Source organism: Antrihabitans stalagmiti, assembly GCF_016482825.1.
Lineage (GTDB): Bacteria > Actinomycetota > Actinomycetes > Mycobacteriales > Mycobacteriaceae > Antrihabitans > Antrihabitans stalagmiti.
The window spans coordinates 229854-254154 of record NZ_JAEMNV010000008.1; the positions used below are offsets into that span (position 1 = coordinate 229854).

Sequence of the window (24301 nt, forward strand, 5' to 3'; positions counted from 1 at the left end):
AACACAGCAGATGTCGCTCCTCACCTCGCGAACCAGATTCTCCGCCGCGTCCCGCACCATGTCGCACTTCGTCCGCAGCCCCGAGGGGCATGCCGCGGTACTCGGTTTCGTCGGCTCGGTCATGATCATGTTCGGTGGCTTCGGCGCAGGCAGTGTTCGCCGCCAGGATCCGCTGCTCGAATCGGCACATCTGTCGTGGTTGCGCTACGGACACGGCCTCGCCCTGTCGACCGCATTCGTATGGATCGGCGTCGTATTGATGATCACCGCGTGGGTTCGGCTCGGGCGAGCGACCATCGCGGGTGGCGTCACCCTCAACGAACTGCGCGCCATCGTCCCGATGTGGATCGGACCACTGCTGCTCGCGGTCCCGATGTTCAGCCGCGATGCCTACTCCTACCTCGCTCAAGGCGCCCTGCTGCGTGACGGCTTCGACCCCTACGCCGTCGGTCCCGTTGCCAATCCCGGTGTGCTGTTGGACAACGTCAGCAACGTATGGACGACGACGACTGCGCCGTACGGCCCGATTTTTCTGCTGCTCGGCAAGGCGATCACAACGATCACCGGCGAGAACGTCGTCGCGGGCACCATGCTGTTGCGGCTGACGATGCTGCCCGGTCTTGCGCTGATGATGTGGGCGGTCCCCCACATCGCCCGCCACCTCGGCGGTAAGCCCGCTGTTGCACTGTGGCTCGCCGTCCTCAATCCCCTTGTGCTGATTCACCTCATCGGCGGCGTGCACAACGAGATGCTGATGGTCGGCCTGATGGCCGCAGGCATCGCGCTCGTCCTCGAACATCACCACGTCGCAGGCATCGTCGTAGTCGCAGTCGGCGTCGCCATCAAGGCGACCGCTGGTATCGCACTGCCGTTCCTGGTGTGGATCTGGATGGTGCACGAACGCGAGCGCCGCGCCGAACTCGCTGCACGCAACGGTACGACCGAGCCCGAACGGCACAGCGAGATCGGGTTGTTCCTGCGAACGGCCAGTGCGGGGGTCGGCGTCTTCGCAGCCGTCTTCGTGGCAGCGTCGGCGATCGCGGGCGTCGGGATCGGCTGGCTCACAGCGTTGTCCGGCTCCGCCAAGATCATCAACTGGTTGTCGCTGCCGACGATCATGGCGCACCTGGTGACGGTCGGAACGTCGTGGTTCGCCGATGTGCGGCTCGCACCCGTTCTCGAGGTGACGCGGTTGATGTGCGCGATCGCGCTGCTGGTGATTCTCGTGTGGACCTGGTGGCGCTTCCGGCGCAGCGAACGCGAAGCGGTCATGGGCATCTTGATCGCGTTCGTCGCGATCGTCATCCTCTCCCCCGCCGCGCTGCCGTGGTACTACTCGTGGCCACTTGCGCTCGCGGCCGGATTCGCGCTCTCGACAACGACATTGATGATCCTGGTCGGGCTCTCGACCTGGCTCATGCTGGTGTTCCAGCCGGACGGTTCGATCGGGCTCTACACGTTCCCGCACGTCGCCGCCGCAACCTTCGCAGCCATCGTCGCCGCGTTGTCGTTGCGTACGGTCGATCCCCTACGGCTGCGCGCAACACCCGACGAGGTTGTCGGTCCCGCGTCGAAACCGGTTGTCCGAACCGACGACGTGCCACAGCAGCCCGCACCTGCGGACCGAGTACAACCATCGACGGATCGAGCCGGCAGATGACCACCCCAACTCCGCAGCTCAGCGTCGAACTGGAAGCCGCCTACGACCTGTGCCGGGAAGTAGCGGTCGGCCACGGCCGCACGTACTACCTTGCGACGCGGCTGCTACCTGCCGACCGTCGGCCCGGATTTCATTCGCTCTACGCGTTTGCACGCACGATCGACGATCTGGTCGACGTCGAGGCGGGTTCGAGCCGTACCTGGGAGGAATGCGCCCGAGAGCTCGACCGGATCGAGGCACAGCTGCACGAGCTGATCACCGCGGACGATCAGCGCACGGTCGAGCTCGATCCCAACTGGCGACCGACTCTGCTCGCGTTTGCCGACACCATGGCTCGCTACGAGGTCGATCCCGACCACGTCTGGGCGTTTCTCGGCGCGATGCGAATGGATCTGCCTGGCACGGAACGCTTCCGAACGAGATACACGACGATGGCCGAGCTTCGCGAATACATGGAAGCGTCCGCCGCGACGATCGGTATGCAACTGCTCGCGGTGCTCGGCGCCGTCGTGCCGCTCGAGGTGGCGCGACCCTGTGCTGCTGCACTCGGCCAGGCATTCCAGCTCACCAACTTCATCCGCGATGTCGGTGAAGATCTGCAGCGCGGGCGACTGTACCTGCCCGCGGACGAACTCGCGGTGTTCGGCGTCGACCACGACCTGTTGCTGCACTGCCAGCGAACCGCGACCACCGATCGTCGTGTTCGCAATGCGCTTGCGCACTTCGCCGCCGTCAACCGATCGATCTACCGCACTGCCCGGCCCGGTATCGACATGCTGGACCCGCAGGTCAGGCCTGCGATGCGCGCCGCATACACCCTCTACGCCGACATCCTCGACGAGATCGAGAAGGCCGACTTCCGCGTGCTCGACCGCAGAGCCGTCGTTCCGAGATCTCGCCGGTTCGCTGTCGCCGCGCCGGAGTTCGCGCGTGCGCTTGCTGCGCGACGCCTCGGCTGAGCCATATCACAGCGCTCGAAACCCGTTGCGCTAGAACGCCATCGCTTGCGCTCGGCGGATGATTTCGCGCGCTTGGTGCCCACGAAGAGCCTGCGCGGGTGTCCCGGACAGGCTGTCGTCCTCGGTGAACAGCCAGCGCAGCGTCTCAGCCTCGGAGTAGCCGCCGTCGCGAAGTACGGCGAGCAGACCGGGCAGGAACTTGACGATGGTGCCGTCGTCGTTGAAGAACGCATCGGGCACGCCGATGTAGCCGTCGCGCTTCACCGCGAGCAGTTGCCTGTCCCGGAGTAGCTGGTGGACCCGCGTCACCACGACGCCGAGATGTTTTGCCACGTCAGGAAGTTGCAGCAGCGAAACCGAGGCTGGCAGCACGTCGTCGCTGTATGGAATTGCACTCACGACGCATACGTTATCTGTTCACCCACCGTTCGTGGGAGTCCGATCCGCGGCAGGTCTTCCTCAGCGCCCCCGCCACACCGGATTGCGCTTCTCTGCGAATGCGCGCACCCCTTCGGTAGCGTCGTCGGAAAACAGTGCGGTGGCGGCGATCTCGGTTTGTTTGTCGAAGCCCTCGTCGTGGGTCCAGTCGGCTGACTCGTCGACGATCCGCTTGCTCGCGGCGAGGCTCAGCGGCGCGTTGACAGCAATCTGTTCGGCGAGTTCGAGCGCGACGTCGAGTGCCTTGCCTGGTTCGGCGAGCCGGTTGACCAACCCGAGATCGGCGAGCCTGGTTGCCTGCATCGGATCGCCGGTCAGAGCCAGTTCCATCGCGATGTTGCGCGGCAGTCGTTCTCGCAGCCGCATGACGCCGCCGCCCGCGGCTACGAGGCCGCGTTTCGGCTCGGGGATGCCGAACTGCGAGTTGTTCGCAGCCACGATCAGGTCGGCGGACAGAGCGAGTTCGCAACCGCCGGCGAGAGCAGGTCCCTCGACGGCGGCGATGAGGGGTTTGCTCGGCGGCTTGGCCGAGATACCGAGCGGCCCACGCTTCTCGGTGAGTGGATATTCCCCGCGCGCAGCGGCTTTGAGGTCCATACCCGAGCAGAACGACCCTCCCGTGCCGGTGAGGATCGCGACACGCGCGTCGGAATCGGCCTCGAACGCATCGATCGCGCGTTCCAACGCCGTCGCTGTCGCGAGGTCGACGGCATTGCGAACATGCGGCCTGTTCAGCGTTATCACGGTGACGGCACCGCGACGTTCGACCAGCACGGGTGCGGGCGGTGGCTCAGGCAGATCGGTCGCGACCTTGGAATCGATCGTCAGTTCGTCCGAGGCAAGAACGGTCACGGGCAGACCGAGTGCATCACCGTCGACGAGTTCGGCAACGATCTCGGACTGCGTCGTGCGTACGAGCACACGTTCGCCGCCGGGGGTGAGCACGCTGAGGACGCCGGCTTCGGGTCCGCCGTCCCTGTCGAACGGGACCGTGTACGCCTCGACGACCGCCGGACCCCGATAATCGGACCGCGCGGGGCGAGACGGTGGGTTGTCCACGATCGGCTGCAGATACCGATAGTCCTCAGCAGGCGGAGTCGCGGAGTAGATGCCGATCGCGTGTTTGGTGACGTACCAGCCGAGCGAGGTCGACAACCCGAACGACGACGGATCGTCACGTAGGCGCCCGACGAGCGTTGCAACGGCATGCGAACCGTAGTTGTTTCCAGGACCGCCGCCGAAGGTGAGGCCGCCGGTCACCGTCAGCGGGCGCGTCGGATCGTCGGCGTCGAGGCCGAGTTCGCGTGCTGCGATCTGCACGGCCGACGGGAAGCACGCGTAGAGGTCGACGTGCTTGACGTCGTCGATGCCGATTCCGCTGTGCCGCAACGCCGAAGCACCGATCGCGTTGATGGCCGGTGACGCAGCGAGCTCCGCGCGTTCGGAGACGAACCACTCGTCGTACGCCGATGCTCCCGCGTGCAGGAAGACCCATTTGTCCTGCGGCACACCGGCTGCCTCCGCGGCCGCGACGCTGCACAGGATGATGCCGCTTGCCATGTCGACCTGGAGGTTCGCGCACAGCAGCTTGGTGTACGGGGCAGAGATCAACCGATTCGACTCGGCAGGGTTCGCGATGGCATCAGCATCGAATTCTTCCGGCTGCCAAGCATTTTCGTTTGCCGCAGCCACACTCGAGTACCGCGACCACAATTCGGAGATTGCCTCGGTGTGTTCCTTCGGCGCCCGGCCGAGTACCCGCCTGTTCGCAGATTCGAGCAGGGCGTACATGTAGATCGGGGCGCCGAGCCCGACCCGGGCCTCGGACTCGTTGTTGGCCGCCCTGTCCGTTCCGATGGTCGGCGCGGGAGTGACGTCGACTCCCTGTTCGGGCCAATGCAACTCGACGCCGGTCTTCGCTGCCGCAGCGAGCGTTGCGCCTGCTTCCGCTCCGGCGAGCAGAACGACGTCGAGTTGACCGTCCATCACTGCCTGCGCCGCACTGTTGATCATCACCTGTGCACCGTCACCGCCGAACGGACTCGACTGCACAGAGGTGGCGCGGCGCGCGTCGAGTGCATCGGCAACCAGCGCACCCATGTCGCGGTACTGCCACGACGCGCTCGCGACGGAGTAGACCGCATCGGCCGACCGTAGTAGTGACTCCCCCGCGCCACTGTCCTTTCCTGCTCGTCGGAGCGCTTGAACAGCAAGGGCGGCAGGATCTTTCGAGAATGCGGGAGCACGCTGGGTAACTTGGCCGACGCCGACGATCACCGGAGTGTTCGGCGGGAGCGTTCGACCCGATGCGTGATGGAACACCGGTGCGCGACGTGCCCCTGGCGCCGAGATCGGACCTGCGGCAGCGATCGCAGCAGGTAGTTTGCCGAGCGACTCGGCCATCGCCTCGCCGAGGCTACGAACGACCGACGCACCCATCGGCCCCTCGATCGGCTGCCCGGACAGTCCGGCGTCGAAGTAGACGGTCGTCGTGGCTCCTGCGGAACGAGTCGTGAGCCAGAACCCGACCGTCAGACCCATCGGCCCGACTCCCTGTAGTTCGACGACCGAGCCGTCGTTGCCTGCAACGGTCCACCGAATGTCGGCGGGCATGCCCATGAACTTGCCCTGCTGGACGAACGTCGCACCTGGGTCGAGGGCGGTCGGCGGGTCGCCACGCCACCCGACGTGAGTCGTGAGCCATTCGCCGAACCGGTTGGGGTCGGCGAGATAGGCAGCGACCGAGTCGGCCGCAGCTGGGACTTCGACGCTAGCGTGCGTCTGCCGGACGAAGTCGGCGACACCTGCGGGCGGCACGTAGTCACCGAGGTCGGCTGCGGGCGTCTCGCCCGTGCCGAACACACCGCCGACCAGGTCGGCGAGGATTCGTGGATCTTTTCGAACCGTCGCCGCAAGCTGCCCGACGGCACGCACGCTCGCCCGAAGCTGCCGAACCGACCTGTCGATCCCACTCATACGTCTCACCCATCTTTTGTCGTCGCCCCGTCATCGAACCAACGATTCTGCGACTATTAGACGGATATTAGTCTCACGTGTCAAAATCATCGAGTGACACGACCCGGCGCGCCGCTCCCCAGCCTGATGGGACGTGCCGTTGCGAGGGCACTCCTGACCGGCCCCCAGGCAACAGAGGCCGACGCGCGAATCTTCGAAGCCACCATCGCCGTCCTGGCACGACGCGGCACCCGCGAAGCGACGATGGACGATGTGGCGGCCGAATCGGGAGTGAGCCGGGCGACACTGTTCCGCCGCTTCTCCGGAAAGGACGAACTGTTCGAGCGTGCGTTGACGAGAGAGATCGGGTTGCTGCTCGCCGGGCTCGCGCAACGCTTCGAGGTGATCACCGACCCGACCGAGCAGGTGATCGAAGGTTTTCTCGACTGCATGCGCCTCAACGACCACATCCTGTTCAAGACAACCGATCCCGAGCGACGCACCGACCTCGTAGACGCCCTCTGCCAAGGCGATCCGTCCCCGATTGCCCTGGTGCACTACGCCGTTCGAAGCAATATCGCCAAGAATCAAGCCGCGGGAAAAATTCCGCCCGGACTTCCCGACCTCCAGGCCGATGCCTTGATCCACATCTGCATCGGCTACCTGGCCGCACCGTCGGTCGCGATCGATCTGACCGACCCGGACGCCGTTCGAACTCTCGCGAGAGTCGCCATCGCGCCGATCCTCACCGGGGCGACCGTCGCGCAGTGACCGCGGGCCGACCGACAGTGTGGCCGACATCCTCTCGACCTCACCTGCCACGATGGCGGAGTCGAAGTAGATTCTCGCTACCATCGAGTACTGAGCCTGCGCCGACGGAGTGCAGCGAAAGCCTCCAGTGCAGGCTTGTCGAGATCGGAGGTGGGGCATGAGGATCGACGGTCACTTGGTCGGCACGATGCTCGATCGCCGCTACCGCATCGATGCCCAGATCGCCCGCGGTGGCATGTCCACAGTGTTCCGTGGGCTCGATACTCGGCTCGATCGTCCGGTCGCGATCAAGGTGATGGATCCGAAGTTCGCCGCCGATCCCAAGTTTCTCAGCCGGTTCGAGTTCGAAGCCCGGGCTGTCGCGCGACTGAAGCACGTCGGCCTCGTCGCGGTGTACGACCAGGGCCTCGACGGCGAGCTCGCCTTCCTCGTCATGGAACTAGTCGAAGGCGGCACCCTGCGTGAACTGCTACGCGAACGCGGGCCGATGCCGCCGCATGCCGTCCGCGCGGTCGCCGAGCCGGTCCTCGACGCATTGGGCGTCGCACACGCGGCCGGACTCGTCCATCGCGACATCAAGCCGGAGAACGTACTCATCTCCGACACCGGCGAGGTCAAGCTCGCCGACTTCGGACTGGTCCGTGCCATCGCCGCCTCCAGCACGACGTCGAGCAGCGTGATTCTCGGCACCGCCGCCTACCTGTCCCCCGAGCAGGTCGCGACCGGTGTTGCCGATGCGCGCAGCGACGTCTACTCGATGGGTGTGCTCGTCTTCGAGATGCTCACGGGCGATACGCCGTTCACCGGCGACACCTCGCTGTCGATCGCCTATCAACGACTCCAGAACGACGTACCGAGCCCGAGCGATTTCATCGAAGGCGTCCCCGACGAGTTCGTCGACCTCGTTCTCGACGCGACGGCTCGCGAACCGGGCCATCGCTACGACAACGCCGCGGCGATGGCCTTCGCCCTGCGGGGCATCGCCAGGACCCTGCAACTTCCCGACTACCGCGTGCCTGCGCCGCGGCGCTCGGCCGAGCATGCGAGCGCAGGGTTCGCTTTGCCACGGTCGGTGCACGAGCCGACGAAGCATCACGGTGACGCGCGATCGGCTCCCCCTCAGGTTGCTCCGCCCGCGCCACCCCCGTCCGCGGCACCGCCGGTCCGCCAGCATGCGCCGACAACGGCGATGGTCGATCCACTACGCGGCGCCACGACGGACCACGCGTTCCATCAATCGCACGGCACAACCGCGCAACCACACGTTCACCACACGAAAGTGGTCACGGCGGCCACACAGCGGCCACTCGAATTCCGACCACCCGAAAGCGGCTCGGCCAGTGGGGTCCCCGCACCTGCGGGTGGTTCCGGGTACCGCTTCCCCGAGCACGTCGACAATCGGCGGCGATCGCGCCGCACGATGATCGTGTGGCTGCTGATCGTGCTGTTCCTTGCACTTGCGGTCGGGTTCGGCGGCTGGTGGATGGGATCGGGCAAGTACACGGCCGTTCCAACCATCGACGGCCTCGATCGCGATGCCGCAACGACGGCATTGTCGGAAGCCGGGCTCGATCCGGTGATCCGAAATCAACATTCGGACACCGTGCCTCCTGACGCGATCATCGGCACAGACCCAGCCGCAGGCTCGCGGATCGCGCGCAATTCGACTGTTGCTCTTGTCGTTTCGGCCGGAAAGCCGGTCGTGCCACCGTTGTCGGCCACCGGGGAATCCGTCGAGGCCGTGCAGACGAAGATCCGCGAGGCGTCACTGACACCGATCGACGGCGGCGAGGCGTTCAGCAAAACAGCACCGATCGGCACGGTCGCGGCGCTCGATCCCGCTCCGGGAACGGTCGTCGCCGTCGACTCGCGGGTGAAGATCGTTCGCAGCAAAGGCGCACCGCCGGTGGAACTGCCCGATGTGCGAGGCCAGACTGCCGACGAGGCGCGCCGAAGCCTCGAAGCAGAAGGCATCCTGGTACGCGATACCCAGACGAAATTCGACAACGGCACCGACGGTGGCGACGTGATCGCCACCGAGCCGAAAGCGGGTACCACCGTTCCGGTCGGTACCGAGGTCACCCTGATCGTCTCCGACGCGGTCAAGGTGCCGTCGCTGTCCGGCAAGTCGGTCAGCTCGGCGCGCGACGAACTGACCGGACTCGGACTGGAAATTCAAGTTCGCCAGGTAGCCCCGACCGACCGTTCCGTCGTCCTCACGCAGTTCCCCTCGGGCGGAACCCGAGTACAGCGCGGCAGCAGCGTCACAGTCGTTTCGTTGCCCTGAGGCCGCACGCGGGTCGTGAGTCCTTTCGGAGGGCGGGCCCGCCGAAAAGACGCACGAGCGGCGGAGCCGCCTACTTCTCCCGAAGCATCTCCGCGACGAGGAATGCCAGTTCCAGCGACTGCTGGGTGTTGAGGCGCGGATCGCATGCGGTCTCGTAGCGACCGGACAGGTCCAGATCGGAGATGTCCTGCGCGCCACCGAGGCATTCGGTCACGTTCTCGCCGGTCAACTCGATGTGGATGCCGCCGGGGTGCGTACCGAGTCCGTTGTGGACCTCGAAGAAGCCCTGCACCTCGTCGACGATGCGATCGAAGTGCCGCGTCTTGTATCCGGTCGACGCCTCGTGTGTGTTGCCGTGCATCGGATCGCACTGCCAGATGATCTGATGGCCTGTCGCCTGCACCTTCTCGATGATCGGCGGCAGCAGATCGCGAACCTTCGTGTTGCCCATCCGCGACACCAACGTCAACCGGCCCGGCTTGTTCGTCGGATCGAGGCGCTCGACATATTCGACCGCCATTTCGGGCGTCGTGTTCGGGCCGATCTTGAGGCCGATGGGGTTGGACAACAGTTCCGCGAACGCGATGTGCGCACCGTCGAGCTGCCGGGTGCGGTCGCCGATCCAGAGGAAATGTGCCGAGAGGTCGTAGAGCGTCGGGTTGCCGTCTTCGTCTTCGGACAGCCGCAGCATCGCACGCTCGTAATCGAGCACGAGTGCCTCGTGGCTCGCGAAGATCTGAGCGGACTGCAAGTTGGGGTCGGTCACTCGACAGGCGTTCATAAACGCCAGACCGCGATCGATTTCCGAGGCGAGCTGCTCGTATCGCGCGCCCGCGGGAGACTCGGCGACGAACGCCCTGTTCCAGTCGTGCACCTTGTGCAGATCGGCCATGCCCGCACCGGTCAGCGCGCGGACCAAGTTCATCGCAGCGCTCGCATTTGCGTACGCGCGCACCAGACGGGACGGATCATGATCGCGCACAGCAGCATCCGCCACCAACGAGTTGACCATGTCACCGCGGTAGGACTTGAGACCCAGCGAGTCGATGTCGGACGACCGCGGCTTCGCATACTGACCCGCGATGCGCGCGACCTTCACGACGGGAACGCTCGCACCGTAGGTCAGCACGACCGCCATCTGCAGCAGTGTCCGAATGTTGCCCTTGATATGGGGCTCGGTGTTGTCGGCGAACGTCTCGGCGCAGTCGCCGCCCTGCAGGAGGAACGCCTCACCGCGCGCGACCTCGGCCAACTTGCGTTGCAGCTCCTGCACTTCGGAGGGAACGCAGATCGGGGGCACGCTTTCGAGCACGGTCCGCATCGCCGCGGCCTGATCTTTCGGCCAGCTCGGCTGTTGCGCGGCCGGCTTCGCCAAAGCAGCGTCCAACCTGTCGCGCAGGTCGCTCGGAAGCGGTGGCAACTCGGGCAAGCGGTCGATCGGTACGTCGACAGTCCAGTTCACCAGTACAGGATATTCGCATTACGAGGCGCCGAAGGTGTTGGGTTGTCACACCTTGGGTTCAGCCCCTGGTTCGCTACCGCGACGAACGCACATTCACCGCAACGAACGAGCCCGCTCGATGGCCTCGAATTTCGCCATATTGTGCCGCGCATCGGCGAGCGCATCGTGCGCGTCTGCCGGTACGGGTGGAATCGTGGGGCTGCCGTTCTGCTCCCAGTACTGCTTCAACTCGCGGGTGTAGCGCGGTAGCGAGCGTGGCAACGCCGTCATCGGGCCCCACAGCTGACACAACGCGACGTGATCGTAGGCAGCCACCCATGCCCACAGTTCGGGTTCGATACCCGCGCGTGGCAGAAGAAACGACAGCAGGTCGTCACGGATGCGATCTCGACTGCGCCACGCGGGATGTGCAGGGGGCGGCAGCTTCGGAAGAACGTTCTGGCGGACCCACTTGCCTGCCCGCTTCGGATCGAAATCGGTGGACACTGCGTAGAACTCGCGTCCGTCCTCGCATACGACACCGATCGAGATCAGCTCGATGGTTCGGCCGTCTTCGATGAACTCACTGTCGTAGAAATAGCGCACGGTCGGCCACCCTATGCGACAGCCAGCGCTTACGCGTCGTGTGGGTCAGCCGGCCTGGGTGTCCGGGTACCGATCGGCACGCGGCGCAACCGCGTCCGCGGACTGCTTCTGCTTTTTCAGCGATGCACCGTAGATGTCGACGTACTCCTGGCCGGACAACTGCATCAGCTCGTACATCACTTCGTCGATCACGGCGCGCTCGATGAAGCGGTTGCCGCCCATACCTTCGAACCTCGAGAAGTCGATCGGTGGACCGATCTTGACGGTGACCCGAGCGGGCCGGAACTTGGTGGTCCCCGGTGGCGTCACGAGGTTGGTGCCGATCATCGCGCACGGAATCACCGGCACACCGGTTTCGAGCGCCAGTCTCGCCAACCCCGTCTTGCCCTTGTACAGCCGACCGTCGGGCGAGCGGGTGCCTTCCGGATACAGACCGACGAGCTTGCCCTTGTCGAGGTAGATTCGCGCGGTGTTCATCGCCGATTCGGCGGCGTCGCCACCACTGCGATCGATCGGCACCTGGCCGGTCGCCGTGAAGAAGATTTTCTGCAACCTGCCTTTGATACCGGGAGTCGTGAAGTACTCGCTCTTGGCAAGGAAGGTGATCCGACGAGTCGACATCAGCGGCAGGAACAGCCAGTCGGTGATCGAAAGATGGTTGCTTGCAAGGATCGCGGGACCGTCCGCCGGAATGTGCTCGAGTCCCTCGATGCGAGGGCGATTGACCAGTCGCAGTATCGGGCCCACCAACACGAACTTCAGCAGCCAATACAACATGGGACCCTTCCCGACGGACGTGACAAGACGCTCGACGCGTACTTTACCGAGGTTTCATTTACCGAGCTACCAGACGAGTGACCATGACGTGGCACGTCACGAGCAGCGTTCACGAGTTGCTGTCGGCGACAACCGCTCGCGCAAGTTCCGCAGCGCCGATCATGGCCGCAGCCTCACCGAGCTGGGTCGTCCGAATTCTGGCAAGCGGCCGATGCCCCGCCCCCGTCACCAGGGCCGCGTAGTGCTCGCGCGCCTCGTCGAGGAACAGCGGTGCCGAACTGCTCACCCCACCGGCGATCACGACGAGATCGGGATCGTAGATGTCGCTGACGAACGCGAACCCGATTCCGAGCCAGCGTGCAAAGTCGGCGACGGCCGCTATCGCAATCCGGTCGCCGTCCTGCGCGGCACCGGCGACGCGACGTCCCGTCAGCGAACCCGGATCGCGAGCGACCTCACGGGCCAGAATCGCCGAGTCGCCAGGATTGGCGGCGAGCAGTTCGATCGCCGTGTCCGCCAACGCCGTTCCGCTGCAATACCGTTCCCAGCAGCCACGCTTACCGCACGCACAGGCACGCCCGTCGGGGACGACCTGTACGTGGCCGAGTTCGGGTGCGACACCGTGACTGCCGCGATACAGCTCGCCGTCGATCAGCAGTGCCGCGCCGATGCCAGTGCCGATCGCGACCATGACGACATTGCGCCCACCCGCTGCCGACCCGAACTTGTGCTCCGCCCACACCGCGGCGTTCGCGTCGTGCTCCAGGATGACCGGCAAGCCGAGCCGCTCACCGAGTTGCTTGCCGACCGGTGCGTCGACCCACGGTAGATGCGGCGCGAACCGGACCGTTGTGCGATCACTGGTAATGAAGCCCGCGACCGCCAAACCGACGGCGGCGATCTTGTGCCTGCTCGCGAGTTCGCGGACCGCCCGGTCGAGCCCGTTCTCCAGCGCTTTACGCGACTGCGGAGTCGGTGCCTGGGTCGTGTCCAGTACCTGTCCCTCTGCGTCGACGACCGACGCCCGAATACTCGTACCGCCGACGTCGATTCCGACGGTCAGCGCCTTGCCGCGTTTGCGACTCACACCACCGGTGCCCATGAGGACGAATTGTGCCCACTCGAACGGTCTGCCGTTGCATTCGCGGGTTTTATGGTCACCGGAATGTTCACGAGCTTGTTCGGATCGGCCGTCGAAGCGGCTGCGGGGGCCCGCTGTTTACCGTCCGAGTCCGCTGCAGCACCGTTGGCGGCGTCCGCGAATTCCGGCGGCAGCTTCGGCTCGACCGGGATACCGGCCAAGGCCTCGCGCAGGACTATCACCACAGCCGTGCCGTGATCAGCGAGTGTGCCGAGCAGGTCGTGGTGCTCCCCGCGCACCAGCGCACTCACCGCGCACACGGGACACCAGTCGCAGCTCGACCACTCTTGCTGGTTCGCCCCGACCGCTGCACGACGAAGCGCAGGCTCGACTTTCTCGAGCAAGGCCTCGGCGAGCAGGCGCAGTTCGTCGCCGAAGTTCGCGTGGTCGTCCTTCGAGTGGTCACGGTTGGAGTGGTCGGCTTTCGCCTTCGAGGACTTTTCCGAACTCATTTCGGCCATACCTTCTGATCAGGGCGAAACCGCACGACAAGACTCGTGCCATCGAGTTCCGCCGACTCGACAGCACACCGGCGCAATACCGACGCAAGACGCATTCGACGCCGGATTCCGTCAGCTCCCACTATCAAATCGTCCTCCGCTCGCGCTAGTTGCAGGCTCTTCGGTTCGACGACAGGAAGGTGCATGCGCATCGCGTACACCGAGTCGACTCCCGAACCCGATTCCAACCAGACCGTCACAGTCTGCGCGTCCCCGCCTCGTGCGGGCGGCGCGTCGGCCAGTTCAGCGTTCACCGCGTAGGCGAGCGCACCGAGAGAGGACAATCCTACCGGCTCCGGTCCGGTGTGCTGTGCCGTAAGGATCCGCACATCGGTCATCGATTCTTCGAACGCTGCGACGACGTCGAGCTGCTCCCCGCGCCGGTTCCGGTACCACCGCACGGCCGGCGCAACGTCGTCGGAACCGATCTCGTCGGTGGCGCCAGGCTCGTCGAGCGAGGGCAACACCTTGTTCACGACGACCGCATCGAGGCGCAGCCCGAGCAACGCCAATGCCGATCGGGTGCGCGCTGCTTCGGCGAGGGCCAACCGCTCCGCGACGGTGATCAGCCGGACGCTGGTCCGATTCTGATCGGCGATCACGTCACGCACACCACCGAGTGCGACAGCGATCTTCTCGATGGTCGCCACGACAACGGCCATCCGCAAGTCGGTGCCGATCGCGGCCGCAATTCGCTTGTGCTTCGGCCAGATTCGTTCCAGATAGCCGAGAAACGCGTCCGGTGCCGCGAGCGTGCGCAAGGCGTCGGCAGTGGGTCCGCAGTCGACGACGACGGTGTCCCATTGATCGTCCGAGGCGAACTCGACGATCTCGATGAGACCCAGAATCTCTTGCGCGCCAGGCAAACCGGTCAGCTCGCCGGCGTCCAGCGCGGTCAGTTCGGCACCGTGATCGTGACCGGATCCGACGCTCAACATCTTCGACGTCTCGCGGTAGCGCTCCTCGAGCAGCGCGAGGGTATCGATCTCGATAGCCTCCAGCCCGTCCATCACGGAGTGAATCGCCGCCGTCGTGCCCGGATCGTGGGAGATAGATCTGCCCAGTGCGTCGCCGAGCGACTGCGCTTGATCGATCGACGCGAGCAGGACACGCTCGCCGGAACGGGCACGCGAGATAGCCGTCGCACACGCCAGCGTGGTCTTACCGACACCGCCCTTGCCGACGAAGAACTCGATTTTCGCCTGCTGCGCGGCGCGCCTACCGGTGCTCAGCCTTCGACTCGCTTCTTGAGTTCCTTCAGCGCAGTGTCGGTGATGACCTTTTCGGCCTTCCGCTTGAACATGCCGATCATCGGGATGTTCAGATCGACGGTGAGTTCGTAGGTCACCTCGGTGGTGCCGTCGGGTCGCGGTTCGAGCGAATAAGTCCCGTACTGCGCCTTCTGCAGCTCACCACGCACGAGTTCCCAGCTGACCGATCTACCGTCGGCAGACCAGTCGTAGACCAGGTCGTAGCTGTCGGTGACGATGCCGGCATCGAGTACGAACCGAACCTTGTGTGCGCGCTTGTCGGGACCCTGCTCGAGCACCTCGACCGTCTTCGCGGCCGCTACCCACGCCGGGTATCGATCGAAATCGGCGATGACGTCCATCACCTTGTCTGCGGGGGCCGCAATGAGGATCGACCTGTACGTCTTGTCGGCCATCGGGGCTACCGATTCCTTTCGCCTTGCAAACGTCATCGAGACCGGACTGCGCTGGCCGGAGAAGACGCCTGACTATCACACACGAAGCGCCGGTTACGGACAATCCCACCAGCGTCAGGCCGGCGGCTCCCCCGCGGCTCTACCCGCCTCCAGAAGCGCTTTGACCTCGAAAGACATTCGCTTACCCGCGACTCGGCGGGCACGATTGGAAGGACCGAGATCACTCGGATCGAGTGCACCGACCGGCTCGGCATGCAGGAAGTAGTGCAGGATCACCCCGTCGAGTGCGGGTTCGAGCCACACTTCCATCGTTCCGACGATGGCGCCCTTGACCGTCCAGCGAAAGCCCTGCGGGCCGCGATTCTCGCGAACTTCGACGGTGAGGTCCGGCCACCATTGCCGCCATTTGGACGGCGACGAGATCGCGTCCGCAACCCGCTCTGCGGGTGCCGCGACGAACGTCTGATCGGCGACCTGGATGCTACTCACGCGAGGAGCCTAATCGACCCGATCGGACGCTCCGGCAAGCAACCCGGCCAGCTTGGCCGCGATCACGTCCCAGCGCCAATCGGCGGCGACCCACTCGCGCCCTGCCGCTCCCATCGCCGCCGCGCGGTCACGATCGGAAAGCACGCCGATGACGGCCGCGCTGACCTGCGCAACCGATCGTCCGTCGACGACGTGACCCGTTTCGCCCTCGCGGACCGTTTCGGGCGCGCCGCCCGACCGGCCTGCGATGACGGGAACACCGGTTGCCGAGGCTTCGAGGAACACGATCCCGAGGCCCTCGACGTCCAAGCCCGCACCTCGGGTCCGGCAGGGCATCGCGAAGACGTCGGCGATCGTGTGGTGTGCCGCCAGTTCGGCGGACGGGACACCTCCGGTGAACACGATGTGATCGGCGACGCCGCTCTCGCGCGCCAGCTTGCGCAACGTGTCCTCGTAGGGTCCACCGCCGACGACGACAAGTGTTGCGCCGTCGATCTTTTCGCGAATCGACGGCAGTGCCTTGATCAGGATGTCCTGGCCTTTGCGTGGCACAAGACGCGACAGACACAGAATCGTCGGCTTGTCTCCGAGCGCATATCTTTTCCGCAGTTCGGCCCGCGCTGCGGGGTCCGGCCGGAATTTGTCGCTCTGCACCCCGGGTGGGAGGTGTTCCAGTGCTGCCCGCGCACCGAAGGCCGATGCGAATCTGCCGCGGGTGTAATCGCTGACGTAGGTGACGACGTCGGTGTGGTCGCCGATGACACGCAACGTCTGGCGCGCGGCGGGCAACATCGACCAGCCGACCTCGTGCCCATGGGTGCTCGCAACGATTCGCTGTGCGCCTGCCCGCCGCAGTACGGGAGACAACACCGCGAGAGGCGCCGCCGCACCGAACCACACGCTGTCGCAGCCCCTCGACGCGATCAGCTTCGCCGCGCGCCGGGCAACCAACGGCGTCGGCACCATCAGGGTCGTCGGGTGCCGGACGACCTCGAAAGGCTGGTCGGCGTCGAATCGGGTGTGCGAATCACCACGCCAGCGCGGGGCATAGACGACGAGGTCGTCGGCGGGAAGCCGCGTTGCAAGAGCATGCAGGTACGACTGGATGCCGCCGGGGCGGGGCGGGAAGTCGTTGGTGACCAGCAGGGTACGAGCCATGCGGGAGACCTTACGGTGACGCGCGATCGGCGGGCGGCGGTGCTGTGAGATCTGCGAGATCTCGAGCGGCACCGGCTGTCAGGTCTGCGGTCGCAGCCACTCCGCCCAGCCGCGTACGAGGTCTGCCGTTCCGATGCCGAGTACCTCTTGCAGGACCCGATCGACACCGGGCTCGTCGATCGGTCCACGTGCGAGCGCTCTGTACAGCGCAACGAGCGCGGGCTCACCGAATTCCGCTGCGATGTAGGCACATACGGCCCACCCCTGCTCGTAGGCAAGCCGAGCGGTAGCGCTCGCCGCGAAGTCCGCATCCGAAGGAAGCGCGACGGGGAGGCCGAACGCGTCCACCTCCGCGACGAGTGTCGGTGCGATCCGGCCGAGCGACAGACCGGTCCCCCGATAGCCGGAATAGTCGGCGAAACCTTCGAGCAGCCACATCGGTGAACCGTCGACTGTCACAGCTCTCGTCGCGATATGCGTGAGTTCGTGGCGCAGCACCGCCCTGCGGGTCACGTCGTCGAGACGTTGCGCCGCAGTGGGACTGAAGACGACACGCTGCCCTGTCACGGGCGGCGTCCGAACGACGTCGGACACGCTGACCGCCGCGATCTCACTCCCGCTGTAGCTGCTGCCGACGAGCTCGACGAACTCGTCGCGGCTCGACGTCGCGATCACGAGTGCGGACCTGGCCCAGTCGGTCCCCCAGAGTTCGGTGACGGCAGGAACGGCCGTGCTCACTTCGGCGGCAAGTGCATTCACGTTGTCGGCGTCGTCGAGGTGACCGAGCACCACCGACGTGCGACCGTTTCCGGAGGGGACGGACTTCGCCAGCAGAGGTCCGAAATCCCAAGGGCCACGCCAGGTTACGCGATCTCCAACAGGTGCGTCCGATAACAGCAACCAGGTCTCGCCGCGCCGTGCGAGGGTGAGGGCAACAGGCTTTCGCGTCGGCGCTGCGTCGGGTCCGGTGACGGCGTAGCGAAGGTAGACCGGAGGCATCCAGACATCCGAGGCCTGCAGCGCGTCGACGGTCTCGCGAGGAACCGGCGTTTCCGGTTCGGTGCCGATGTCGAAACCGAAGTCAGCGAGCGGAACGTTGCGCAGATTCTGCGCTCTGCGAACTTCTCGGTCGAGAAACCCCGGGGCGGCGTCACGGTCGAACAGGGCGGCCAGTGCTGCCGTGTCACCGCTGCGTAGCGCGCGGGCCCAACTGTCGAGCAGCGCCTGCACATCGGCTTGTCGAGCGGTCGCGTACGGATCGGGTGGTGCCTCCGCGACGGCGGACTGCTCGGCGGTGTTTTCTCGCGACTCGAAGGCGAACACTGCGCCGACGATCACCAGTGCCACCGCGAGACCGAGGAGCGCGAAAAGCTCCCAGCGTGGTGTCCGCCGACCTAGGTCGGCGTCGAGGGGTGAAATCCGCTGTCCTGCGAATCAGTACCGGCGGGCGCCGTAGTAGGGGTAGGAACCCATGGGCGAGATCGCGACCGGAACACCGAAGGTCGAAGCGTGCAGCACGTTGCCGTTGCCCGCATAGATGCCGACGTGCGAGGCGTCCGAGTAGAACCCGACGACATCGCCTGGCTGCAGGTCGTTCTTGTCGACAGGCGTTCCCGCCGACATCTGGGCCTGGCTGGACCGCGGCAGCGTTTTACCAACCTGCTTGTAGGCCCACACGACGAGTCCGGAGCAGTCGAACGAGTTCGGTCCAGCGGCTCCCCACACGTAGGGGCTACCGATCCGTGTGATCGCAGCCTGCAGTGCGCCCGTTCCCGATCCGGGAATCAGGCCTTGGAGCAGCACACTTGGATCGAAGCCAGGCGGAAACGCGCTCCCGACGAGCATTGCCTGCTCAGCGCCGGACAACGCACCCCACGCCTGGGTGACCCCCGCGATCGCGACCTGGAGTTCGCTCTGCTTCTTCTGCAGATCGGCGCTGACGGCCTTGGCCTGCTCAGATGCGGCCTTTGCCGCCTCGACCGAGAGCTTCGAAGCCTGCTCGGCGGCGGCCGCTGCTGTGATCGCCTTCTGGAATTCGGCGACATCGGATGCAGCTTCGGTCCCGAGGACGTCGAGCGCGGACATCTGGTCGAGCATTTGCTGAGGCGAATCGCTGGTCAGCACGGCGAACAGGCGATTGGGACGCGCGCCCTGATAGGTCGCGACAGCGATGCGGTCGATGACGGGCTGGTACTCGGCGATCTTCGCCTGCTCGACCTTGACGAGGTCCTGATCTGCCGCCAGCTTGGCATCGGCGGCCTTTTGCGCCTCGACCTTCTTGTCGAGGTCTATCTGCGCGTTGTGCAGCGACTCGTTGATCTGTTCGGATTCGCGAGCAAGGGTGGTGAGCTGCTGCATGGCATCGCTCGCGTTACCGGGCGGCAGCGCGACGGGATCGGCGACAGCCGGTCCTGTCGGTGCCGCAGCCAATGCGACGCTGAGCAGACCTACTGCGACTGCGCTGCCTATCGAGCGCTTCACGCGGTGTGACGCCACGGAACAGTTCTCCGTTCATCCGTCTTTCGCCGGACCGAGGTGGTCCGGCGCTTGCTCGGCTGCGACGGACAGCCTTGGAATCAGCCTTTGACCTCGCCGGTTGCACGAAAGTCTCGGTTAGGTTACGGAATGGCATACGGTGCTGTCCAGCCGAGTTCTGGTCTCGCCATCTCGAGGTGGTAATGCGCCGCGGCCGCGTCGTTGCGGTCCGAGCCAGGTGTCGAGCCTGAGGTCGGCCGAAGGATCCGTAACTCCCGACCGACTCTTGGACCGTACACGGCGAAGAGCGGGCTGGATTCCCAGCCCGCTCTTCTTGTCGCGAATGTCCGAATGCCTCGTCGGCGTCGGATCAGGGGTCGATCAGACGCGGCGTGCCGCGTAGACCGCCATCGAGTTCAGGGGCGCGTAGTGGACCGGCGTGCCCGACGTGGAGGCATGGATGATGTTTCCGTCGCCTGCGTAGATCGCTGCGTGACCGCCACCGTTGTAGATGATGACATCGCCGACCTGCAGGTCCGACAGCGAAACGGGGACGCCGACGCCAGCCTGTGCGCCACTGGTACGCGGGAGGCCGATACCGGCCTGCGCGAATGCCCACTGGACGAGACCGGAGCAGTCGAATGCGTTCGGGCCGGCTGCGCCGTAGACGTACGGTGCGCCGAGCTTGGACTGCGCTGCCTCGACTGCACGCTGGCCGGCACTGAAGACCGGTGCGGGCGGTGCGAAAGGCGCGCCGGGGGTACCTGGGAACTGCGGGATCGGAAGGTTCGGAACCGCAGGGACGTCGAAGGTTCCGACGCCCGGGATGTCGAACGGCTCGGCCATTGCCGGTGCGGCCGGAAGAATCATTGCGCCGAGTGCCATTGCCCCGGCGACGGCTGCCCGACGCGCGGGTCGATGAGAATTGGATGACGCCATGAAAAAGTGCTCCGTTTCTTCCACTCATCCACCGGCCGGGTTAGCTGACGGGTTCGGGCTAGGAAGTTCGCCCTACCCTCCGACCGCGACAACGTGCTTCGTTGCGATCGGCTGGGATTCACCCCAGTTGAAACTTGGGTTCCCGGCTCGGCTTCTTGTACAAGCTGCCGATTTGGTGGTGACCAGGCGATGCTGCGTTTGGTTGCAGCAAGACTCCGCTTGGTCTCGAAAAGATTACGAAGCGATATACGTCGTGTCGAATTGCCTCCGCTGAATAACGCTGTTCCGACCGAATGGTCCATTCCTTGGTGCGACCGGCGTCACATTCATTCGGACTATGCATGGTGACGTCCCAACCCGGCCTGCGACAAGCCTCTGACCAGGGCATTGTGCGCCGGCGAATCGCGCGGTCGCGGCCGGGTCGTTACCTCGTCGTTACTGGTCAGCGGCAATTCCGGGCCTGCCTCGACGGGGTTTCCCTTACCCACAGCCGACGATCTCGAAACACCTGGGAAAACGCTGAGAATTACGAGCATCTCGCTATCCGATTCCGCCGTATATTCATTCGATTCGGCAATCACTGTGATCCCCATCTCCAACTGCGAAAAGTCAGGGAATTCGGGGGTGAAAACGCTGTTTCGACGCGTGTGGATATCGCCTCTAGTCCGCAAACGAACACCACCGAATAGCTACGTGAACACCGCTGCGGTGAGTCTGGCGAGCCCTGTCGGTGGGCGGTCCTACTCTGACGCCCGTGAGCTTGCCGATCCCTTGGGACTCCCCCGCACCAGGCGGGCCGATCCCAGCTCCCGGATCGCCACGGCCCTTCGACCGGCACGGCTACCAACCGGTCGGGCGGCAACTCACCTTCGACGAGCTGGACACCCCACTGCACGACACGACCTTCGTCGTCGTCGACCTCGAAACCACAGGTGGCAGCGCCGCCAACGACGCCATCACCGAAATCGGAGCCGTCAAGATTCGCGGTGGTGAAGTGATCGGCGAACTGGCAACACTCGTCGATCCAGGCCGCTCGATACCGCAGATGATCGTCGAGATCACCGGGATCACCTCGGCAATGGTCATCGGCGCTCCCCCGATCGAGCGAGTACTACCCGCCTTCCTCGAATTCGCGGCAGGCGCCGTACTCGTCGCTCACAACGCGCAGTTCGACATCGGGTTCCTTCGCGCTGCCGCGACCCGGTGCGACACCGCGTGGCCCGCGTTCAAGGTCCTCTGCACGGTCAAGCTCGCACGACGTGTTCTCACCAGGGACGAAGCACCGTCGGTGAAGCTGTCAGCCCTGGCTTCGCTGTTCGCAGCATCGACCCAACCGACCCACCGAGCCCTCGACGACGCCCGAGCGACCGTCGATGTTCTGCACGCTCTGCTCGAGCGCATCGGCAATCAGGGCGTGCACAGCTACACCGAGCTCGTCGACTATCTCCCTGCCATATCGGCAGGCCAACGCGCCAAACGGTCCCTCGCCACCGGGTTGCCACGGAAACCTGGCGTGTACCTTTTCCGAGGTCCTTCCGACGAGGCCCTCTATATCGGCACGGCGGTCAACCTGCAGCGCCGCGTGCGCAACTACTTCACCGGATCCGAGACGCGCGGCCGGATGAAAGAGATGGTTGCGCTTGCGCAACGAGTCGACCATGTCGAATGCGCCCACGCACTCGAAGCCAGCGTTCGCGAGCTCAGGCTGCTCGTCGCACACACGCCGCCCTACAACCGCCGGTCGAAGTTTCCCAAACGGGCCTGGTGGGTCGCCCTCACCGACGAGGCCTTTCCTCGTTTCACCCTCACTCGCAAGCCCACTGCCGACGCACTCGGTCCGTTCTCCTCACGTACCGATGCCGCCGACGTCGCAGCAACCATCGGGGACTTCTGCGGAATCCGATCCTGCACGGCACGTATACCGGCCAGTCGGCTGCACGGTGAGAACTGCCCACCCGCCGTCGTCGGAGGTTGCCCGGCATCGTCGAACGCAACACTGGCCAGTGCGCAGGAGTACAGCATCGCCCCAGCTCTTGCGGTTGCGCTGTTCCGCGGCGCAGACGACGAGCCGTTGCGAAGAATGCGGCGGCGTATCGAAGAACTCTCCGATGCCGAGCACTACGAAGGCGCCGCTCGCCTGCGTGATCGCGCCGCCGCAGTGGTCGGCGCGGTCCGCCGTCTGCAGCGATTGACCGCCCTCGCGGCGATCACCGAGTTGATCGCTGCCCGGCCTGCCGTCGACGGCGGGTGGGAATTCGCGGTGATCAGGTCCGGCAGGCTCGCGGCCGCCGGAAATGCCGCGCGGGGCGTGGCACCAATGCCGGTTGTCGAAGCAATAATCGCGACCGCCGAAACCGTCCTCCCCGATCCGTCCCCACTGCGTGGCTCGATGGCCGAAGAGGTCGGCCTGATCGCCCGCTGGCTCGACGGTCCAGGCGTTCGTATCGTTCGGACCACCGAGGGCTATTGCGAACCAGCGCTCGGCGCAGGTAGCTGGATCGGTTGGTCCGAGTTGGCACGTGACGCCGTCAGAGCTGAGTCGGCGGGCGCGACCTACCTGCGCTTGGCGTGACATCAGACGCAACTAGAGTTGGGCGAACCGAGTAGTTTGTCGCACCGACCGAACCGGGGAACCACATGATCACTGCGATCGTCCTGATCGACGCCGACGCCGCCCGAATTCCCGAAACCGCGCAGGCCGTTGCCGACACCGACGGCGTCGCCGAGGTCTACTCCTGTGCCGGTGACGTCGACCTGATCGCGATCGTGAAGGTTCGCGACCACGCACAGATCGCCGAGGTCGTCACCGGTTCCATCAACAAGATTCCCGGCATCACGAAGACGGCAACGCACATCGCGTTCAAGTCCTACGCGAGCGCCGACGTCGACGCCGGCTTCTCCCTCGGCGACTGAACGCGCTTATTCCGGGCCGAGATCGGCGGTGACGGTCGCCCATTTGTCGAGCAGTGCAGCGGCAGAGCCGTTGTCCAACACCGCTTCTGCCCGCGTCATACCGGCCCGCAGTGCACCGATGAGGTCGTCGCCGACGCCGTCGAACGCAGCGATCGCGCCGGCAGCGTTCAGCACCACCGCATCTCGGACCGGACCCTTCGCACCTGCGAACAACTCCCGCGCAACGACGGCGTTCGCCTCCGCATCGCCGCCACGCAAGGCGTCGAGCGGCACGATCGGCAACCCCAGATCTGTCGGGTCCAGTGTGAACGGCGTGATCGAACCGTCGGCGACGACAAGAATCTCGGTCGTCGTCGACGTGGTGATCTCGTCGAGGCCGTCGTTGCCGCGCACGACGAGTGCGCTGGAGCCGCGCTCGGCAAGGACCTCGGCGACAACTCCCTGCAGGTCGGCGAATGCGCAGCCGATCAGTCCCGCGCGCGGCTGAGCCGGATTGGTCAGCGGTCCGAGCACGTTGAACACGGTCGGAATCCCGATCTGCTTACGGGTCGGGCCAGCGAACCGAAGCGCGGGATGAAACACAGCTGCGAAACAGAAGCCGATGCCGACTTCCTCGACGCAGCGAGCAACGCCAAGCGGACCGAGGTTGATCCGCACACCGAGGGCCTCGAGGACGTCGGCGCCGCCACTCTTCGACGACGCAGCACGGTTTCCGTGCTTCACAACTCGTACGCCCGCCGCTGCGACCACGATCGCGGCCATCGTCGAGATGTTCACCGTCCCCGAACGGTCGCCGCCGGTACCGACGACGTCGACGACGTCCGCATCGACGGGGACGATCCGCGAATGCGCCATCATCGACGCCGCGAGACCCGTCAATTCGTCACGGGTCGGTCCCTTCATCTTGATGGCGACACCGAAGGCCGCTATCTGCGCCGATGTCGCATTGTCGGACATGATCTCGTCCATCGCCCATGCGGTGTCGAGTGCGCTGAGGTCCGCACCGCCGGTCAACTTGCCGAGCACCTGCGGCCAGCTGCGCACGGTGCCGTCGCCTGACCCGATCGCCTGCTCTGCCGTCGTCATTTCCTCGAAATTCCTAAGCCCGCTCATGAGTGCCTTCCGA

21 protein-coding genes and 1 riboswitch are annotated in these 24301 nt (G+C 65.3%); of the genes, 6 read left to right on the top strand and 15 right to left on the bottom strand.

Translation table 11 applies throughout. The features are described 5' to 3' along the window. Window positions 1–10: 10 nt before the first annotated feature. Window positions 11–1660: an alpha-(1->6)-mannopyranosyltransferase A gene (locus JGU71_RS22940; RefSeq protein WP_199706817.1), complete on the top strand. Its 1650-nt coding sequence runs from the start codon at window positions 11–13 to the stop codon at window positions 1658–1660. Then, complete coding sequence (locus tag JGU71_RS22945; RefSeq protein ID WP_199706818.1) at window positions 1657–2619, top strand: phytoene/squalene synthase family protein; 963 nt, start codon at window positions 1657–1659, stop codon at window positions 2617–2619. Before JGU71_RS22940 ends, JGU71_RS22945 begins: the two co-directional genes overlap by 4 nt. Window positions 2620–2649: 30 nt before the next feature. On the opposite strand, the gene JGU71_RS22950 is transcribed toward JGU71_RS22945, so the two are convergent. Further along, window positions 2650–3018 carry an Rv2175c family DNA-binding protein gene (locus JGU71_RS22950; RefSeq protein ID WP_199706819.1) on the bottom strand — a complete coding sequence of 123 codons (369 nt, stop codon included), beginning with the start codon at window positions 3016–3018 and terminating at the stop codon, window positions 2650–2652. 60 nt (window positions 3019–3078) lie between these two features. Next, window positions 3079–6033 carry a type II toxin-antitoxin system Rv0910 family toxin gene (locus JGU71_RS22955; protein WP_199706820.1) on the bottom strand — a complete coding sequence of 985 codons (2955 nt, stop codon included), beginning with the start codon at window positions 6031–6033 and terminating at the stop codon, window positions 3079–3081. Between the two features lie 93 nt (window positions 6034–6126). On the opposite strand from JGU71_RS22955, the gene JGU71_RS22960 reads away from it, so the two are divergent. Both JGU71_RS22960 and JGU71_RS22965 read left to right on the top strand, forming a co-directional pair. Then, the gene (locus tag JGU71_RS22960; RefSeq protein ID WP_199706821.1) at window positions 6127–6783 is read left to right on the top strand and encodes a TetR/AcrR family transcriptional regulator; all 657 of its coding nucleotides are present in this window, start codon (window positions 6127–6129) and stop codon (window positions 6781–6783) included. A gap of 157 nt (window positions 6784–6940) precedes the next feature. After that, window positions 6941–9070, top strand: coding sequence for a Stk1 family PASTA domain-containing Ser/Thr kinase (locus JGU71_RS22965; RefSeq protein ID WP_199706822.1), 2130 nt, complete (start codon window positions 6941–6943; stop codon window positions 9068–9070). 70 nt (window positions 9071–9140) lie between these two features. Here the strand turns inward: JGU71_RS22965 and JGU71_RS22970 are convergent, their stop codons facing one another. The 12 genes from JGU71_RS22970 to JGU71_RS23025 all read right to left on the bottom strand — a co-directional run bounded on the left by JGU71_RS22970 (window position 9141) and on the right by JGU71_RS23025 (window position 20262). Beyond that, window positions 9141–10532, bottom strand: coding sequence for a class II 3-deoxy-7-phosphoheptulonate synthase (locus JGU71_RS22970; protein WP_199706823.1), 1392 nt, complete (start codon window positions 10530–10532; stop codon window positions 9141–9143). A gap of 93 nt (window positions 10533–10625) precedes the next feature. Then, window positions 10626–11117 (bottom strand): polyadenylate-specific 3'-exoribonuclease AS, encoded by a 492-nt coding sequence (locus JGU71_RS22975; protein ID WP_199706824.1) that lies wholly within the window; start codon window positions 11115–11117, stop codon window positions 10626–10628. A 45-nt stretch (window positions 11118–11162) separates the two neighbouring features. Next, entirely contained in the window at window positions 11163–11894 is a 732-nt protein-coding gene (locus tag JGU71_RS22980) for a lysophospholipid acyltransferase family protein (protein WP_199706825.1), read from the bottom strand. Between the two features lie 109 nt (window positions 11895–12003). Then, the gene (locus JGU71_RS22985; protein ID WP_199706826.1) at window positions 12004–12996 is read right to left on the bottom strand and encodes an ROK family protein; all 993 of its coding nucleotides are present in this window, start codon (window positions 12994–12996) and stop codon (window positions 12004–12006) included. Then, window positions 12978–13487 (bottom strand): hypothetical protein, encoded by a 510-nt coding sequence (locus tag JGU71_RS22990; protein ID WP_199706827.1) that lies wholly within the window; start codon window positions 13485–13487, stop codon window positions 12978–12980. The genes JGU71_RS22985 and JGU71_RS22990 overlap by 19 nt, the downstream gene beginning before the upstream one ends. Next, window positions 13484–14767 (bottom strand): ArsA family ATPase, encoded by a 1284-nt coding sequence (locus JGU71_RS22995; protein WP_233529999.1) that lies wholly within the window; start codon window positions 14765–14767, stop codon window positions 13484–13486. The genes JGU71_RS22990 and JGU71_RS22995 overlap by 4 nt, the downstream gene beginning before the upstream one ends. Beyond that, window positions 14764–15201: an SRPBCC family protein gene (locus JGU71_RS23000; protein WP_199706828.1), complete on the bottom strand. Its 438-nt coding sequence runs from the start codon at window positions 15199–15201 to the stop codon at window positions 14764–14766. Before JGU71_RS23000 ends, JGU71_RS22995 begins: the two co-directional genes overlap by 4 nt. Window positions 15202–15315: 114 nt before the next feature. After that, complete coding sequence (locus tag JGU71_RS23005; RefSeq protein ID WP_199706829.1) at window positions 15316–15690, bottom strand: SRPBCC family protein; 375 nt, start codon at window positions 15688–15690, stop codon at window positions 15316–15318. 9 nt (window positions 15691–15699) lie between these two features. After that, window positions 15700–16848 (bottom strand): glycosyltransferase family 4 protein, encoded by a 1149-nt coding sequence (locus JGU71_RS23010; RefSeq protein WP_199706830.1) that lies wholly within the window; start codon window positions 16846–16848, stop codon window positions 15700–15702. A 78-nt stretch (window positions 16849–16926) separates the two neighbouring features. Beyond that, on the bottom strand, window positions 16927–18195 hold the full coding sequence (locus JGU71_RS23015; RefSeq protein WP_307829803.1) for a hypothetical protein: 1269 nt from the start codon (window positions 18193–18195) through the stop codon (window positions 16927–16929). 87 nt (window positions 18196–18282) lie between these two features. Next, window positions 18283–19344: a C40 family peptidase gene (locus tag JGU71_RS23020; protein WP_199706831.1), complete on the bottom strand. Its 1062-nt coding sequence runs from the start codon at window positions 19342–19344 to the stop codon at window positions 18283–18285. A 360-nt stretch (window positions 19345–19704) separates the two neighbouring features. Beyond that, on the bottom strand, window positions 19705–20262 hold the full coding sequence (locus JGU71_RS23025) for a C40 family peptidase (protein ID WP_199706832.1): 558 nt from the start codon (window positions 20260–20262) through the stop codon (window positions 19705–19707). A gap of 14 nt (window positions 20263–20276) precedes the next feature. After that, a riboswitch (cyclic di-AMP (ydaO/yuaA leader) is annotated at window positions 20277–20450 on the bottom strand. Window positions 20451–21061: 611 nt separating this feature from the next. Between JGU71_RS23025 and JGU71_RS23030 the strand changes: the two genes are divergently transcribed. Continuing rightward, on the top strand, window positions 21062–22834 hold the full coding sequence (locus tag JGU71_RS23030; RefSeq protein ID WP_199706951.1) for a DEDD exonuclease domain-containing protein: 1773 nt from the start codon (window positions 21062–21064) through the stop codon (window positions 22832–22834). A 65-nt stretch (window positions 22835–22899) separates the two neighbouring features. Then, complete coding sequence (locus tag JGU71_RS23035) at window positions 22900–23175, top strand: Lrp/AsnC family transcriptional regulator (RefSeq protein WP_199706833.1); 276 nt, start codon at window positions 22900–22902, stop codon at window positions 23173–23175. 6 nt (window positions 23176–23181) lie between these two features. Here the strand turns inward: JGU71_RS23035 and trpD are convergent, their stop codons facing one another. Continuing rightward, a complete protein-coding gene (trpD, locus tag JGU71_RS23040) occupies window positions 23182–24261 on the bottom strand; it encodes an anthranilate phosphoribosyltransferase (RefSeq protein WP_199706834.1) in 1080 nt (359 codons plus the stop codon). Window positions 24262–24301: the final 40 nt, after the last annotated feature.

What these genes read in the sequence shown, in the direction of transcription:
- JGU71_RS22965 (WP_199706822.1), top strand. Translation starts at nt 6,941, where the DNA reads ATGAGGATCGACGGTCACTTGGTCGGCACGATGCTCGATCGCCGCTAC.
- JGU71_RS23010 (WP_199706830.1), bottom strand. Translation starts at nt 16,848, where the DNA reads ATGGCTCGTACCCTGCTGGTCACCAACGACTTCCCGCCCCGCCCCGGC.
- JGU71_RS22940 (WP_199706817.1), top strand. Translation starts at nt 11, where the DNA reads ATGTCGCTCCTCACCTCGCGAACCAGATTCTCCGCCGCGTCCCGCACC.
- JGU71_RS22945 (WP_199706818.1), top strand. Translation starts at nt 1,657, where the DNA reads ATGACCACCCCAACTCCGCAGCTCAGCGTCGAACTGGAAGCCGCCTAC.
- JGU71_RS22980 (WP_199706825.1), bottom strand. Translation starts at nt 11,894, where the DNA reads ATGTTGTATTGGCTGCTGAAGTTCGTGTTGGTGGGCCCGATACTGCGA.
- JGU71_RS23035 (WP_199706833.1), top strand. Translation starts at nt 22,900, where the DNA reads ATGATCACTGCGATCGTCCTGATCGACGCCGACGCCGCCCGAATTCCC.
- JGU71_RS23025 (WP_199706832.1), bottom strand. Translation starts at nt 20,262, where the DNA reads ATGGCGTCATCCAATTCTCATCGACCCGCGCGTCGGGCAGCCGTCGCC.
- JGU71_RS22990 (WP_199706827.1), bottom strand. Translation starts at nt 13,487, where the DNA reads ATGAGTTCGGAAAAGTCCTCGAAGGCGAAAGCCGACCACTCCAACCGT.
- JGU71_RS22985 (WP_199706826.1), bottom strand. Translation starts at nt 12,996, where the DNA reads ATGGGCACCGGTGGTGTGAGTCGCAAACGCGGCAAGGCGCTGACCGTC.
- JGU71_RS22955 (WP_199706820.1), bottom strand. Translation starts at nt 6,033, where the DNA reads ATGAGTGGGATCGACAGGTCGGTTCGGCAGCTTCGGGCGAGCGTGCGT.
- JGU71_RS23000 (WP_199706828.1), bottom strand. Translation starts at nt 15,201, where the DNA reads ATGGCCGACAAGACGTACAGGTCGATCCTCATTGCGGCCCCCGCAGAC.
- trpD (WP_199706834.1), bottom strand. Translation starts at nt 24,261, where the DNA reads ATGACGACGGCAGAGCAGGCGATCGGGTCAGGCGACGGCACCGTGCGC.